Raw genomic sequence first — 15,559 nt, 5'->3', positions numbered from 1 at the left:
GGATGCAATGGGTGTGCGTCGAAAAAAGAGCATATCGGCAATAGCGAAACGACCCCGGCAGTATTATTAGAACTTTGTTCGGACGAAAAAGGAATTCCTTCTTCAAGCTCACAAATCGAAGTAAAGAATATGCCTATGCAGAGTTTCGAATAAGTTCGGATAAAACAGAAGGTTAAAAAATGGCTCTCGTTTATCAGGAAACGAGAGCCAAAGCTGTTTGCTCATTGAAGCAGAATGTATTCGTATTGTTAAATGATGATCCGGCAGGCATCAAATGGATGCCTGCTGTTCTTTTTCGAGATTTTTATTTGCGGTAGAGAGCATCAGCTTGATACGGTTCAGCTGATTTACCTCGCTGGCACCCGGATCGTAGTCGATCGCAACAATATTGGATTCCGGGTGAAGCCGTCTAAGTTCTTTGATAACACCTTTTCCGACCACATGGTTTGGAAGGCAGGCAAATGGCTGCGTGCAGACGATATTCTTTGCACCGGTTTCGATCAGCTCCAGCATCTCGCCGGTCAGGAACCATCCCTCACCGGTCTGATTGCCAAGCTGAACCACTTCGCTTGCCATGGATGCAAGATGTTCAATTCTGGACGGCGGAGTAAAACGCTTGCTTTTCTTATATGCGTCCACAGCCGGCTTCCGGAACCATTCGATCACCTTGATACCAAGATTTGCAAGCCGGGCGGAAGACTTCTTCATTCCCAGATGGGTATGCTTGAAGTTGGAGTTGTAGAAGCAGTACAGCAGAAAGTCTACAAGATCCGGCACAACCGCCTCTGCGCCTTCATGCTCCAGAAGATCAACCAGATAATTGTTTGCCGCCGGAAGGAATTTGACAAGGATTTCTCCTACAACTCCTACACGGGGCTTTTTCTCATCCGTGATCGGCAGAGTATCAAAGTCATGAATGATCTGCCGGCAAAGTTTTTTGAACCGGCGTCTGGAAGGATATCCTTCAGAGACAAATTTCCGGCAGACAGCAGCCCATTTTTCATAGAGCGCATTGGCAGATCCTTTTTCAGCCTCATACGGACGGATCCGGTAGAGACACCGCATAAAGACATCTCCAAGGACTGCGGCATACACACCGCGCAGCGCCAGCATCGGCGTAATCTTGAATCCAGGATTCTTTTCCAGTCCGCTCAGGTTGATGGAAATAACCGGGATATGGGCATATCCCGCTTTTTTCAGCGCCCGGCGGATAAATCCGATGTAGTTTGAAGCACGGCAGCCGCCTCCCGTCTGGGAAATAATCACCGCAAGATGATCGGTATCATATTTTCCGGAAAGGATCGCATCCATGATCTGGCCTACAACCATCAGAGACGGATAGCAGGCGTCATTGTTGACATATTTCAGGCCGACATTGACCGCATCCCGGTTATCATTTGGAAGCACTTCAATCTTGTAGCCGGAAGCCCGGAATGCAGGCTCAATCAGATCGAAGTGGATCGGTGACATCTGCGGACAAAGGATGGTATACGTTTCCTTCATCTCTTTTGTAAACGGAATTTTTTCAATTGCAGCACTTCGAACTTCACGTTTTTCTTTTTTTACATCTCTTGCGCGGATAGCCGCAAGAAGAGAACGGATACGGATTCTGGCTGCGCCCAGATTGTTGACCTCATCGATTTTCAGCGAGGTATAAATCTTTCCGGAACCGGTCAGAATATCTGCCACCTCATCGGTGGTTACCGCATCAAGTCCACACCCGAAAGAGTTAAGCTGGATCAGATCAAGGTTCTCTGTTGTCTTGACATAGTTTGCAGCCGCGTAAAGACGGGAATGATACATCCACTGGTCCATGACATTAAGCGGCCGTTCCACCGGATTTAAGTGAGAGATGGAATCCTCTGTCAGCACGGCAATTCCATAAGAAGTAATCAGTTCCGGAATACCGTGGTTGACTTCCGGGTCATAATGGTACGGACGACCTGCCAGCACAATTCCATGGCGGCCGGTTTTATCCAGATAAGCGAGGGTCTCCTCGCCTTTTTTACGGATATCGTCCCGGCAGTTTTCCAGTTCTACCCATCCTTTGTGGGCAGCATCCCGGATTTTTTCCTCCGGAATCCGGAATTTTTCAGAGAAGATTTCGACCAGGCGGTCCGCCATGATCTCTTCGCTTGTCAGTGCAAGGAACGGATTCATGAAATCAACCTTTCCCTGTACGATCTCGTCCATATTGTTTTTGATATTTTCCGCATAGGAGGTAACGATCGGGCAGTTGTAGTGGTTGTTCGCATCCGGAAATTCATTCCGTTCGTATGGAATGCAAGGGTAGAAGATCCGGTCCACATTCTGACGGATCAGCCACTCCACATGGCCGTGGGCAAGCTTTGCCGGATAGCACTCGGACTCGCTTGGGATGGATTCGATTCCCATCTCATAGATCTTTCTCGAAGAAGAAGGAGAAAGAACAACGGAAAATCCCAGTTCTGTAAAGAAGGTAAACCACAGAGGGTAATCTTCGTACATGTTCAGTACTCTTGGAAGTCCGATCGTTCCGTGAGGAGCCTCTTCCTTTGGAAGCGGCTTGTAGCCAAAATACCGTTCATTTTTATAGGAGAAGAGGTTTGGAATATCGGTGTTGGTCTTTTCCTTTCCAAGACCTCGCTCACAACGGTTTCCGGTGATGAAACGTCTTCCGCCGGTAAACTTGTTGATTGTCAGACGGCAGTGGTTGGCACATCTCTGACATTTTGCCATGGATGTTTCGTATGTCAGATTTTCAATATCTTCGATAGAGAGCATGGTTGTCTCTTTGCAGTCATATGTATGGTACCGTTCACGGGCAATCAGTGCTGCTCCAAATGCTCCCATGATTCCGGCGATATCCGGGCGGACAGCCTCGCAGCCTGCGATTTTTTCAAAACTGCGCAGTACGGCATTGTTATAGAAGGTACCGCCCTGGACAACAATGTTCCTCCCAAGTTCTGATGCGTCGGAAACCTTGATTACCTTGAACAGTGCATTCTTGATAACAGAGTAGGCAAGACCGGCGGAAATATCGGCAACAGAAGCGCCTTCTTTCTGGGCCTGCTTTACTTTTGAGTTCATAAATACCGTACATCGTGTTCCAAGGTCAATCGGATGTTTTGCGTAAAGCGCTTCGTCAGCAAAATCCTCCACAGAGTAATTCAGTGATTTGGCGAATGTTTCAATGAAAGAACCGCATCCGGAGGAGCAGGCTTCATTGAGCTGTACGGAATCTACGGTATGATTTTTGATTTTGATACATTTCATATCCTGGCCGCCGATGTCGAGAATACAGTCCACATCCGGTTCGAAGAAAGAGGCCGCATAATAATGCGAGATCGTCTCGACTTCTCCCTCATCCAGAAGGAACGCAGCTTTCATCAGCGCCTCTCCGTATCCGGTGGAGCAGGAGTAGGCAATCCGTGCGTCTTCCGGAAGCCTGGAATAAATATCTTTCAGCGCGGTGATCGTTGTGGCAAGCGGATCTCCGTCATTTCCGTGGTAAAAGGAATAAAGAAGTGTACCATCTTCGCCTACAAGCGCAGCTTTTGTCGTAGTGGAACCGGCATCGATTCCAAGATAAACATTCCCTTTGTAGGTGGAAAGATCCTTGACAGGGACCTGATGCCTGTCATGACGTTCCTTAAATTCACGGAACTCCTCCTCGGAAGCGAAGAGAGGGTCAAGACGCTCCACTTCGAAATCCATCTGGATATGATTTGCCAGACGTTTCTGCAGCTCAATAATCGGAACATCCAGATCTTTTTTGGAATTCAGTGCGGATCCAACAGCAGCAAACAGGTGGGAGTTCTTCGGAGCAATCGTATGTTCGTCATCCAGCTCCAGTGTCCGGATAAATGCCGCTCTCAGCTCGGAGAGGAAATGCAACGGACCGCCGAGGAATGCAACATGTCCGCGGATCGGCTTTCCGCATGCCAGACCGCTGATTGTCTGATTGACTACCGCCTGGAAAATAGAGGCTGCCAGGTCCTCCTTTGCGGCACCGTCATTGATCAGAGGCTGGATATCTGTCTTGGCAAACACACCGCAGCGTGCGGCAATATCATATAAGGCATTATAATTTTTTGCATATTCATTCAAACCTGTGGCATCCGTTTGAAGAAGAGAGGCCATCTGGTCGATAAAGGAACCGGTACCTCCGGCACAGATTCCGTTCATTCTCTGTTCCACATTTCCGTTTTCAAAATAGATAATCTTTGCGTCTTCGCCGCCAAGTTCGATGGCGACATCGGTCTGAGGAGCATAATCCTGTAAGGCAGTGGACACAGCAATTACTTCCTGGACAAAAGGAACACCGAGGTGCTTTGCCAGGGTAAGGCCGCCGCTTCCGGTAATGACCGGAGATACATGAATGGCCCCGAGCTGGTGGACAGCTCTTCCAAGCAAGTCAGAAAGGGTTTCCTGAATGTTGGCAAAATGTCGTTCGTAATCTGAGAATATCATCTCGTTCTTTTCATCAAGAACCGCAATCTTGACAGTGGTAGAACCGATGTCAATTCCCAGAGTGAAAATATCCCTTTGGCTCATATTGTGTTACTCCTTTTCTATCTTATATGTGCAGATGTATTTCTTCTTATGATTAATATATTTTTGCAACATCGTTTATTATACGACAAAAAGGAGCAAGATACAATAAAATCTTCCTAAGGAAAAATGAATTTCCTGTAAAGTCCGGGAAGAATTCCTGTAAAGTCTGTGAAGCCGATTGACAAAAAAACAGGGAGAGGATAAAATGAAAAACGAGTATGAAAGGAGAAAAAAGATGAATTGGATTTCACGTTTAGAGCGTAAATTCGGCAGATATGCGATTCCGAATCTGATGTATTTTATTATTATTCTGTATGGAATCGGATTTGTGCTGGACTACATCAATCCGTATTTTTATATCCAGTATCTGTCATTGAACGCAGCTGAAATTCTGCACGGACAAATTTGGAGAATCGTTACATTTTTGATTCAGCCGCCGTCAAACAACCTGATCTTTCTGATCATTGCTCTTTATTTTTATTATATGATTGGAAGAACGCTGGAGCAAACGTGGGGATCATTCCGGTTCAACCTTTATTTTTTTACCGGTGTGCTGTTCCACGTGATTGCCGCCCTTTTGATCTATCTGGTTACAGGTCAGGTCTACATGCTGGGTACGTCCTATCTGAACCTTTCCCTGTTCTTTGCTTTTGCAGCGGTATATCCGGACATGGAGTTCCTTCTGTTTTATATTCTGCCTGTCAAGGCAAAATGGCTGGCATGGATCGACGGGGCATTTTTCATCTGGACGATCATTCAGGGTTTTCTTCCGTCATACGGCGGAACATACACCAGCTACCGGGCAAGTGCTTTTGCGGCGGCAATTTCGATTCTGAATTTTGTGATTTTTTATGTTTCAACGAGAAACTACGCACAATTTTCTCCAAAGCAGCAGAAGCGCAGAAGAGAATTCAAAAAACAGATGAAAGCAAGGCCGCAGAATCATTATTCCGCGCAGCCTGACGGCAGAGTGCCGAAGCACCGGTGTGCAGTCTGCGGGCGGACGGAGCTGGACCATCCGGAACTGGAATTCCGCTACTGCTCAAAATGCAATGGAAATTATGAATACTGTCAGGATCATCTGTTTACACATGAACATGTAAAATAGAAAGGCACATCAAGAGGTTACGACCAGAAAGGAATGGAAGAAAATGAAGAAGACGAAGATTGTATGTACAATGGGACCAAATGCAAATGATGAGAATCTGATGAGAAATCTTGTGAAAAACGGGATGAATATTGCGAGATTCAATTTTTCACATGGTGACTATGAAGAGCATAAGTTCCGTATGGATATGCTCAAGAAGATCCGGGAAGAGGAGAAACTGCCGGTTGCAATTCTTCTGGATACAAAAGGACCGGAGATTCGTACAGGTGTCCTGAAAGACGGAAAGAAAGTGATATTACAGGAGGGGGCTGAATTCACATTGACTTCCGAGGACATTGTCGGAGATGAACACAAAGTTTCCATCACTTACAGCGGGCTGACCGAAGATGTAATGCCTGGACGGAAAATCCTGATTGATGATGGACTTATAGAGCTGGAAGTTGTCAGAATTACAGAAAACGATATTATCTGTAAGGTAATCAACGGAGGAGAACTCGGGGAGAAGAAGGGGATCAATGTACCGAATGTACCGGTACGTCTTCCGGCTATTACAGAGAAAGACAGAGAGGACATTAAATTCGGCGTCAGCCAGGGCATCGATTTTATCGCAGCTTCCTTTGTAAGAAACGCAGAGTGCATTATCGAAATCCGAAGCTGGTTAAGAGAATGTAACGCCCCTTATATTCCGATCATAGCAAAAATTGAAAATGCGGAAGGAATCCGCAATATCGATGAAATTATCCGCTGCGCGGACGGTGTCATGGTTGCAAGAGGTGATATGGGTGTGGAAATTCCGGCACAGGAAGTTCCGTATATCCAGAAGGAAATTATTAAGAAATGTAATGACAACTTCAAACCGGTTATTACAGCGACACAGATGCTTGACTCCATGATCCGGAATCCTCGCCCGACACGTGCAGAGGTAACCGACGTGGCAAATGCGGTATATGACGGAACCGATGCTGTCATGCTTTCCGGGGAGACAGCACAGGGTAAATACCCGGTAGAGGCACTCAAGATGATGGTGCAGATCGTAGAAAATACGGAGAGCCATCTGGACTATGATGTGCTTCTGAAAAAAGCACAGCAGCACAGAAGACAGAGCATCTCCAGTGCTATCGGATTTTCCACTGTAGCAACAGCAGACAACCTGGATGCAAAATGTATTGTCGCGCCGACCATGTCCGGAGCAACCGCGAAGGTGGTATCCAAATTCAAACCGAGAGCAGATGTCATCGGTGTCAGTCCGGATGAGGCGACACTCCGCAGAATGCAGATTTACTGGGGCGTACGTCCGCTGAAATCTATTCCGCTGAAGTCTATGGAAGATGTCTGTGAAAACGCGCTTGAGATGGTAAAAGCGAAACAGTACGTGGAACCGGGGGATATCGTTGTATTGACGGCAGGGCTTCCTGCGCCGATGGGATCTTATTCTTATGCGGGGAACAGCGGAAGCAATATGATGAGAATTGCGGTAATTGAATAAAAAATGCAGTCAGGGCGGACAGAATTGTCTGTCCTGATTTTTCTTGACTTTCCGGGAAAATGTGCTATAGTAGTACCATAAAGAGCTACTAAGGAGAAAATATGGGTACAGAACAGTTTAAAGAGCATTTAATGAAATTTGATTTAACGAGACAGGAGGCTTCCCTTTATGAGAGCCTTCTTGAGAATGGAAAGCTGACCGGATATGAGGCGGCAAAACTGACGGGAATTTCCCGTTCGAATGTCTATGCCTCGCTGGCTTCTCTGTGCGAGAAAGGAGCAGCTTATCTGGAAGAAAATGAGACAGGCAGAAAATATCTTGCAGTGCCGGTTCAGGAGTTCTGTGAAGAAAAGATTGACCAGCTGAAAAATGAGGAGGACTGGCTGCTTCTCCATGCGCCTGTTCAGAAAAAAGAAGAGGAAGGCTACATCACCATTTCCGGACAGGAGGCAGTGGAGTCAAAGGCAAGAGGTCTTCTGAAAAAAGCAGAAGAAAGAGTTTATATTTCAGCCGGACAGTCTTTCCTGAAAGTAGTGCTTCCGGATCTGCAGACTCTTTCCGATGCAGGAAAGAAAGTCGTCATCATCACAGACTGGGAAGAGTTACAAGAACCAGGGACCATTTACCGTGCCGGGGACAAAAAAGGGCAGGTGGGAATGATTGTGGATTCCTCCTTTGTCCTGAGCGGAGAATATGGAGAGCGGTCCGGAAACACCTGTCTGTATACAGGCCAGCGCAATTTCGTTGAGATTTTCAAAGAGGCGATGGCAAATGAGATAAAAGTGATTGAACTTACGAAAGGAGAAAAGAACTGATGGAAAAGAAACCATTTGTTTCCAAAGAAAAACTGGATGAAATTATTCAGGAATTTCCGACCCCGTTTCACCTGTACGATGAAAAGGGAATTCGGGAGAACGCAAGAGCTTTAAAGGAGGCCTTTGCATGGAATCCGGGATATAAAGAATATTTTGCAGTAAAGGCGACGCCGAATCCGTTCCTGATTCAGATTTTAAAGGAGTATGGCTGCGGCTGTGACTGTTCCTCTTTTACGGAGTTGATGTTATCCGGGGCAATGGGAATGAAAGGAGAGGACATCATGTTTTCATCCAATGATACTCCGGCAGAGGACTTTCAGCTTGCCGACCGTCTCGGGGCCATCATCAATCTGGATGATATCACGCATATTGATTTCCTTGAAGAAGCGATCGGACACATTCCGGAGACGATCAGCTGCCGTTACAATCCGGGTGGAGTTTTTCAGATTACCAATGACATCATGGACAACCCGGGAGATGCCAAATACGGCATGACAACAGAACAGATCACAGAAGCATTTAAAATCCTGAAGTCAAAAGGAGCAAAAGAATTCGGAATCCACGCATTTCTCGCAAGCAACACGGTGACGAATGAGTACTACCCGATGCTTGCCGAAGTGCTTTTCAAAACAGCGGTCAAGCTGAAAGAAGAGACCGGTGTTCATATCAAATTTATCAATCTTTCCGGCGGAATCGGAATTCCATACCGTCCGGACCAGGAGCCGAATGATATCCGCGTCATCGGAGAAGGCGTACGAAAAGTATACGAAAAAGTGCTCGTTCCGGCAGAAATGGGGGATGTGGCAATCTACACGGAACTTGGAAGATTTATGATGGGACCGTACGGATGTCTTGTGACAAAAGCGATCCATGAAAAACATACGCATAAAGAATATATCGGCGTGGATGCCTGCGCGGTCAATCTGATGCGCCCGGCCATGTATGGTGCATACCATCATATTACAGTAATGGGAAAAGAAAACGAGCCGTGTGATCATAAATACGATGTCACCGGATCTCTCTGCGAGAATAACGATAAATTCGCGATCGACAGGATGCTTCCGAAGATCGATATGGGAGATGTGCTCGTGATCCACGATACCGGAGCACACGGATTTTCCATGGGCTACAATTACAACGGAAAACTCAAATCCGCAGAAGTCCTTTTGAAAGAAGATGGAACAGCACAGCTGATCCGCCGCGCCGAGACTCCGGCAGACTACTTTGCAACCTTCGACTGCTTTGAGATCGGAAAAGAACTGATCGCGGAATCAGAAAAAATCTGGAAATAATTCCTTGCAAACAAAGAGTTGCTGTGATATAATAATTCTCGGCTTAATCAGCCGGGAAAAGCCGGCGTGTCGGAATGGCAGACGAGGCAGACTCAAAATCTGTTATGGGCAACCATGTGCGGGTTCAAGTCCCGCCGCCGGCAGTACTTTATCAAATAAAGAGATACGAAAAGAGCGGGAAAACCACAGGGAAAAGGGGTTCCCGCTGTTTTTGAATAATTGGAAATTTGAAAGGGCAGCAAGAGGTAGATTCTTTTTTGGGGGCAGTGGCAAATGATGATGTATACCGTACGATCACTCTCTATATGACAGGGGTGCTAAGTAAGGAACAAACACTGGAGGGACTAAAAATTCGCAAATTATTCAATCAGATGGTATTTGCAACGGAACATTCATTGCAATATCTTCATTTCGAAAGAAGGGAGTTTGTATGAATCAGGATCAGTTCAGCGCAATGTTGGCTATTATTATACCGCCTATTATCGATCAAATTGTAAAAAATAGTAATATAGATGAAAAATCGGCAATTTCATGTTTTTATCGATCGAAATTATACAAGGAACTTTCTGATGAACAATCGAAACTATGGCATTACAGCCCCCTGACACTTTATACGATGTACCAGGATGAACTTTTAACAGGATCCTATGATTATCCGGAGGAGGCATAAGAAGATGAGCAAAGAAGCCGGTTTTTTGATTTACTGCATGGAGAGATATCGTCATTTTAAAGGGCTCTCTGGTTCTGAAGTTGCAGATCTGTTCGAAAGCTGCAAAGTGGATGAGTATATTATGAAGTATTTTGAGTCTCTCCATACAATGGGAGAGCAGTATATCATAAAGGATATTGATGATTATATTGCCGAAATGAAAAAAGAGAATTAAATATTTGGAAACATGAAAGATCAGAGCTGTTGCTCCAACAATGCGGTCGTATCGTTGGATGATGAACGGCTCTTTTTTTATTTGATAAGGAAATCGTCAACCTTCTGATTGAGCTTCAGAAGAAAAAGAATCTGACCTATCTTTTCATCGCCCATGATCTTTCCATGGTAAAGCATATCTCCGATCGGGTCGGCGTTATGTATCTCGGAAACATGGTGGAATTCGCGTCCAGCAATGAGCTGTATGACAATCCGCTGCATCCATACACGAAGGCATTGATGTCGGCGATCCCGATTCCGGATCCGAAAGAGGAAAAGAAAAAGACCCGGATCCCGATTGAGGGCGAAATTCCAAGTCCGGTCAATCCAAAGCCGGGATGCCGGTTTGCAGCACGGTGCCGGTATGCGACGGACCTCTGCCGCAGCGAGACGCCAAAGCTTGAGGAGATAGAGAAGGGACATTTTGTAGCATGCCACAGGGTAAAAGAGATCTGACAATCCATGGATACATGGATTTAGGATAGAGAACAAAATTTTAAAAAGGAGGAATAGTATGAAAAAGAGAGTACTTGCATGTCTGCTTGCAGCAGTCATGACAGCAGGGCTTCTCGCAGGATGCGGGGGCGATGAAAAATCAGGTGGAGGCGGATCTTCCGAACAGGTGCTGAACATTTCCACCAACAGCGTGGTAGTCGGATTAAATCCACTGGTCAATACAACAGCGCCGGACAATATCGCCCACAACATGATTTATGATCCTCTCATAAGAGACCGTTCCGCAAAGGACAATACGGATGAGATTGTGCCTGCAGCAGCCGAAAGCTGGGATGTCAGCGAGGATGGACTGACCTACACATTCCACATGAATCCGGACGCAAAGTGGAGCGATGGATCCAAGGTGACAGCCAACGATTTCGAATTTACGTTCAAACAGATGGCAGATCCAAATACAGCGGCAACGAATGCATGGCTGTTTGACGGAGTCATTGTCAATTTCTCAGAGGCACTGTACAACAATGGAAAGACACCGGATGAAATCGGTGTCAAGGCATTGGATGAGGAAACTCTGGAAATCCAGCTGGTACACCCGGCGTCCTATTTCTTACAGCTGGTAGCAGGTTCCGCATATCCGGTCAACCAGGCCAAATATGAGGAATATGGATCCGAATATGGAACTGCTCCGGATAAGACAGTCTACAACGGACCGTTAAAAGTGACAAGCTGGAATCAGAATACCGAGATGGTTCTGGAGAAGAACGATCAGTACTGGGGACAGGAAGACATGCAGCTGGACAAAGTCAATTACAAGGTTATCCAGGAATCTTCCACAGCAGTGCAGGCGTTTATCAACGGCGAGCTGGATGTTGTCAGCACATCGGACACCAACTGGGGTAAAACCATCACGGCGGCCGGCGACTCCCAGGAGATGACGGTTCCGTCCAGTGCACCGGATTTCTTTATGTTCAATCTGAAAAATGAATATTTGAGCAATACGAAAATCCGCCAGGCACTTTCCATTGCTTTTGACAGGCAGGAAATGGTAGATACGCTCCGGGATGGTATGTCTGTACCGATTTACTCTATGATGCCGGATACGATGAAGGTGGGAGATAAAACCTATACAGAGCTTGTAGACGGAAAGAATTACTTTGTAACTCAGATGCAGGAAGAATACACAGATCCAAAGGCACTTCTGCAGGAAGGTCTTGCAGAGCTTGGAAAGAGTACAGATCCGTCTCAGATGACGATCCGCTACGCAAGCCGCGGAACATCAGAGCTTTCCAAGAAGATCGGTGAGTGGATGAAACAGGTATGGGAAGAAAAGCTTGGTATCAATGTGCAGATCGATATGATGGAATGGAACATCATGTGGGATAAAATCGATGCCGGAGATTATGACATTGCCTGCGGAGGCTGGGGACCGTACTATAATGAACCAAGTGCACTTCTGCAGCTGTTTGAACCGGTCAATGGTTATTTCAACGCGGACAAGACAGGATGGAACAATGAAGATTCCCAGAAGTTTACAGAACTTCTGAATCAGGCAAAAGATGTCGTAGATGACAAGGAAAAGGCGGAGATCTATCTTCAGGCGGAACAGCTTGTGGTAGGAAATGCCCTGATTGCTCCAATGTACCTGGAAGCATCACCGACTTACGTGAAAAACCATGTAAAAAATTATTATGTAGCAACAAACGGTCTGGTAGACTTTTCACAGGTTTCCGTGGAAAATTAGAATACCAGTCAGCAAAAAGGGCCGGTCGCTTTTGTGATCGGCTTTTTTCAGAAAAGGAGGGACAACAACAGCATGTACCTGATAAAAAACGGAAGAATCCATGTAGGGGACGGGACCGTCCTGGATGGATGCGACATTTTGACGGAAGGGCGGGTGATCCGGGACATCGCGCCTGGCATCTGCTGTCAGGAGGCGGAGGTGATCGATGCGTCCGGCTGCGAGATTTTCCCTGGATTCATTGATCCTCATTCCTCTGTGGGAGCCATGGGGATGCCGTCCAGATATCTGGACAATCAGGAGAAAACCGATCCGCTGACTCCGCAGCTGAATGTGAAATATGCCATTGATCCGGATGAGATCGATGCCCAGGAGTTTTATAAGAGCGGGATCACGGCAGTGGGCCTGACTCCTGGAAATGCCAATGTGATGGGTGGACAGATTGCCGTATGCAAAACTGCCCATATGAAGATGGCAGACAGGCTTGTCAAAGAAAAGGCGGCACTCAAGTGCAGCGTCACATCCGAGGTGAAATCGGTCTATGGCGGACGAAACCAGATGCCAAAAACAAGAATGGGAGCATTCTGGATTTTTCAGGAGGCCCTCAGAAAGGCAAAAGCTCCGGAGGAACAAGAAAAGGGAAAACTGATTTGCGAAATCTTTGAAAAGGGCAGCATGCCGGCCTTTGTGGCGGCCCAGACAGCGGGAGAGATTCAGGGTGTACTGGAAATGATGAAAACGGAACATACATCCCTTGTCCTGGTGGACGGGTACGAGTTTGACCGGGCGCTGGAGGAGATCAAGCGGCAGAATGCCGGACTGATTTTGGGAAATGTCAGCGACTGCTCACAGGTAACCAAGCACGGAATGGATCTTGGGAAAATCTGCGATCTGAATGAGAATGGAAATCTGGTTGCGTTTACCGCTTCCAACGGAGGTTTTTCAGAGGGAAGAGAAGTGTTCCTGTGGACCGCCATTGAAGTGTACCGGGCAGGAGCGGACGCGGAAGAAGTGGTGAAGATGATGACGCTGAATCCGGCAAAAATGCTGGGCGTATCTGACAGAATCGGGACACTGGAGACCGGAAAGGATGCGGATCTTTCCATCTATACCGGACATCCGGTGAAAACTTATGCGGCAAGAGTCAGAACCAGCATGATCAATGGGGAGGTGGTATTCTGATGGCACAGACTCTGATTCAAAATGGAACGATTTATACAATGGAAGATGGAGATACTGTTTTCACAGGTGAGATTCTGGTGGAGGACGGAAAGATCAAGAAGATCGGCACCCGTATTCCGGAAGAGGAACTTTCCGGGGATGTGGAAGTGATCGATGCGGCAGGACTCAATGTCATGCCGGGGCTGATCGAGGCGCATTCTCATATCGGATTATTTGATTTTAACGGAGAATCCTCCGTGGATGACGCAAATGAGATGACAAATCCGGTGACGTTGTCCATAGATGCAAGATACAGCGTAAATCCGCAGGCAAGAGAATTCAAGGCAGCGTATTCCCACGGAATTACGACGATGCTTTTGACTCCTGGAAGTGGAAATGTGTTCTGCGGACTTCCGTTTGCGCTGAAGACATATGGAAATAATGTGTTTGACATGTCAATTAAGGCTCCGTGTGCCGTAAAAATAGCTCTTGGAGGAAATCCGAAAGGAACCTATGGAGAGAGAAACCAGCTTCCGATGACCCGGATGGGTGTGGCTCAGGTGCTGTGGGACACCTTCCGAAAAGCAAAAGATTACATGGAAGCAAAAGAATCCGGAGATCATCCGGCATATGATGCGGACATGGAGGCGATGATCCCGGCGCTGAAAAGGGAGATTCCATGCAAGATTCACTGTACCCAGCATGATATGCTGACCGCCATAGAAGTGGCAAACGCATATGGAGTCCGGTTCTCGCTGGAACACGCCTGGGGCGCATCCAATTATATCGATGAGATTGTGGAAAGCGGATGCGATGTCTGCTACGGGCCGATCGGAACATACCGGGCGGCAGGAGAGCGGCGGAAAGTAGACATCGAAGCGGTCAAAACGCTGGATGAGCGTGGCGTGAATGTGGCGCTGATCACCGATTCGCCGATTCTCAGCGAAGAGTCTTTGTATCATCATATCGGGGAAGCTGTCAGGGAGGGCGTACCGTATCTGCGGGCCCTTCGCATGGTGACCATCAATCCGGCGCACGTCCTTGGAGTGGAAGACCGGGTCGGAACACTCCGGGAGGGGAAGGACGCGGACCTGATCCTGGTGAAAGGAAGGCCGGGACTCGATACGGATGCCAGCGTGTGTAAAACAATGATTGATGGAAAGGTCATCTGGCAGTCTGTTTCATAAGATACTCCTGTCAGGGAAAATGTGGTATAATGACTTTATCAAAACCGTTACCGTATCAGAAAGAAATGAAAAAGGAGGGACAGTCCTATGGATGAACGTTTAACCAATCTGCGTTCCGGGAAGAATCCGAAGGCGCGGATTAAGATTCTGAAAGGTCATTTTGCCACAAGTAATTCTCATATCAATACCTATATCGATATGTCCACAGTCAAAACAAGACACCACAATGCGCGGGAGACAGCCAGGGTTCTGGCGGGGGAATACACGCATACGTACATTGACACGATCGTATGCCTGGATGAAACGGAAGTGATCGGTACATTTATGGCAGAGATTCTGGCGGACGAGACAAATATGTCCATGAGCCACGACAACAATATTTCTGTTGTGACGCCGGAGTTTGATACGATGGGACAGATTTTGTTCCGTGATAATAAGATCCGGATGATTGAAAACAAGCAGGTACTGATTCTGGCGGCTTCGATTACAACAGGAAAGACGATCTTAAAGGCAGCGGAGTCTGTACTGTATTACGGCGGGAAGGTGTGCGGCGTTGCAGGAATTTTCAGTGCTGTGTCCAGGATCGCGGATATGGAAGTGAAATCTATTTTTACTAGCGCGGATCTGCCGGACTACAAAGCATACACTCCGCAGAGCTGCCCGATGTGCAGGGAAGGAAAGCGTGTTGAGGCGCTGGTAAACAGTTACGGATATTCCAAATTATAACAAAGAGTTCCGCTTGCGGAACTCTCGCGCCGGGCGCGGTCGCTTTAGCGGCAAACTTCTGCTTTGCGCGAGTGCGCATTCTGCGGAGCATTTTTATTTAACAGTTTTCTGTCAAATAAGAAAAAACGGCAG

General features: G+C 47.0%; 12 protein-coding genes, 1 tRNA gene and 1 pseudogene. 13 read left to right on the top strand and 1 reads right to left on the bottom strand.

Translation table 11 applies throughout. The annotated features are described in order from the left end of the window. Positions 1-270: 270 nt before the first annotated feature. Positions 271-4,536 (bottom strand): 2-hydroxyacyl-CoA dehydratase, encoded by a 4,266-nt coding sequence (locus tag H6A32_RS05500; protein WP_204863896.1) that lies wholly within the window; start codon positions 4,534-4,536, stop codon positions 271-273. Positions 4,537-4,771: 235 nt separating this feature from the next. On the opposite strand from H6A32_RS05500, the gene H6A32_RS05495 reads away from it, so the two are divergent. The 13 genes and pseudogenes from H6A32_RS05495 to H6A32_RS05435 all read left to right on the top strand — a co-directional run bounded on the left by H6A32_RS05495 (position 4,772) and on the right by H6A32_RS05435 (position 15,427). Continuing rightward, positions 4,772-5,644, top strand: coding sequence for a rhomboid family intramembrane serine protease (locus H6A32_RS05495; protein ID WP_087168071.1), 873 nt, complete (start codon positions 4,772-4,774; stop codon positions 5,642-5,644). Between the two features lie 43 nt (positions 5,645-5,687). After that, positions 5,688-7,130, top strand: a complete 1,443-nt coding sequence (gene pyk, locus H6A32_RS05490; protein WP_087168055.1) for a pyruvate kinase — start codon at positions 5,688-5,690, stop codon at positions 7,128-7,130. 101 nt (positions 7,131-7,231) lie between these two features. Next, a complete protein-coding gene (locus H6A32_RS05485) occupies positions 7,232-7,945 on the top strand; it encodes a TrmB family transcriptional regulator (RefSeq protein WP_087252055.1) in 714 nt (237 codons plus the stop codon). Further along, positions 7,945-9,237, top strand: a complete 1,293-nt coding sequence (locus H6A32_RS05480) for a diaminopimelate decarboxylase (RefSeq protein ID WP_087168053.1) — start codon at positions 7,945-7,947, stop codon at positions 9,235-9,237. The genes H6A32_RS05485 and H6A32_RS05480 overlap by 1 nt, the downstream gene beginning before the upstream one ends. Positions 9,238-9,297: 60 nt before the next feature. Continuing rightward, positions 9,298-9,380 (top strand) — tRNA-Leu (locus H6A32_RS05475). Positions 9,381-9,464: 84 nt separating this feature from the next. Beyond that, positions 9,465-9,671: a DUF3990 domain-containing protein gene (locus H6A32_RS05470; protein WP_275950812.1), complete on the top strand. Its 207-nt coding sequence runs from the start codon at positions 9,465-9,467 to the stop codon at positions 9,669-9,671. Next, entirely contained in the window at positions 9,668-9,907 is a 240-nt protein-coding gene (locus H6A32_RS05465; RefSeq protein ID WP_118635604.1) for a hypothetical protein, read from the top strand. Before H6A32_RS05470 ends, H6A32_RS05465 begins: the two co-directional genes overlap by 4 nt. Positions 9,908-9,911: 4 nt before the next feature. Then, positions 9,912-10,121 (top strand): DUF3791 domain-containing protein, encoded by a 210-nt coding sequence (locus H6A32_RS05460; protein WP_191427218.1) that lies wholly within the window; start codon positions 9,912-9,914, stop codon positions 10,119-10,121. A gap of 89 nt (positions 10,122-10,210) precedes the next feature. Further along, positions 10,211-10,615, top strand: a pseudogene (locus tag H6A32_RS05455) (oligopeptide/dipeptide ABC transporter ATP-binding protein); the annotation flags it as partial. Positions 10,616-10,673: 58 nt separating this feature from the next. Continuing rightward, a complete protein-coding gene (locus H6A32_RS05450; protein WP_087168046.1) occupies positions 10,674-12,356 on the top strand; it encodes a peptide ABC transporter substrate-binding protein in 1,683 nt (560 codons plus the stop codon). Between the two features lie 72 nt (positions 12,357-12,428). Continuing rightward, a complete protein-coding gene (locus H6A32_RS05445) occupies positions 12,429-13,535 on the top strand; it encodes an amidohydrolase family protein (protein WP_087168045.1) in 1,107 nt (368 codons plus the stop codon). Continuing rightward, positions 13,535-14,701, top strand: coding sequence for an amidohydrolase family protein (locus H6A32_RS05440; protein ID WP_204863894.1), 1,167 nt, complete (start codon positions 13,535-13,537; stop codon positions 14,699-14,701). The genes H6A32_RS05445 and H6A32_RS05440 overlap by 1 nt, the downstream gene beginning before the upstream one ends. 87 nt (positions 14,702-14,788) lie before the next feature. Beyond that, complete coding sequence (locus H6A32_RS05435) at positions 14,789-15,427, top strand: phosphoribosyltransferase (RefSeq protein ID WP_087252051.1); 639 nt, start codon at positions 14,789-14,791, stop codon at positions 15,425-15,427. The last annotated feature ends 132 nt before the right edge of the window (positions 15,428-15,559 follow it).

It is taken from the genome of Drancourtella massiliensis, from assembly GCF_016900655.1.
In the GTDB taxonomy this organism is placed as follows: Bacteria; Bacillota; Clostridia; order Lachnospirales; family Lachnospiraceae; genus Sellimonas; species Sellimonas catena.
Note: the sequence above shows the minus strand (reverse complement) of the source record. Positions and strands in the feature narration are given on the sequence as shown.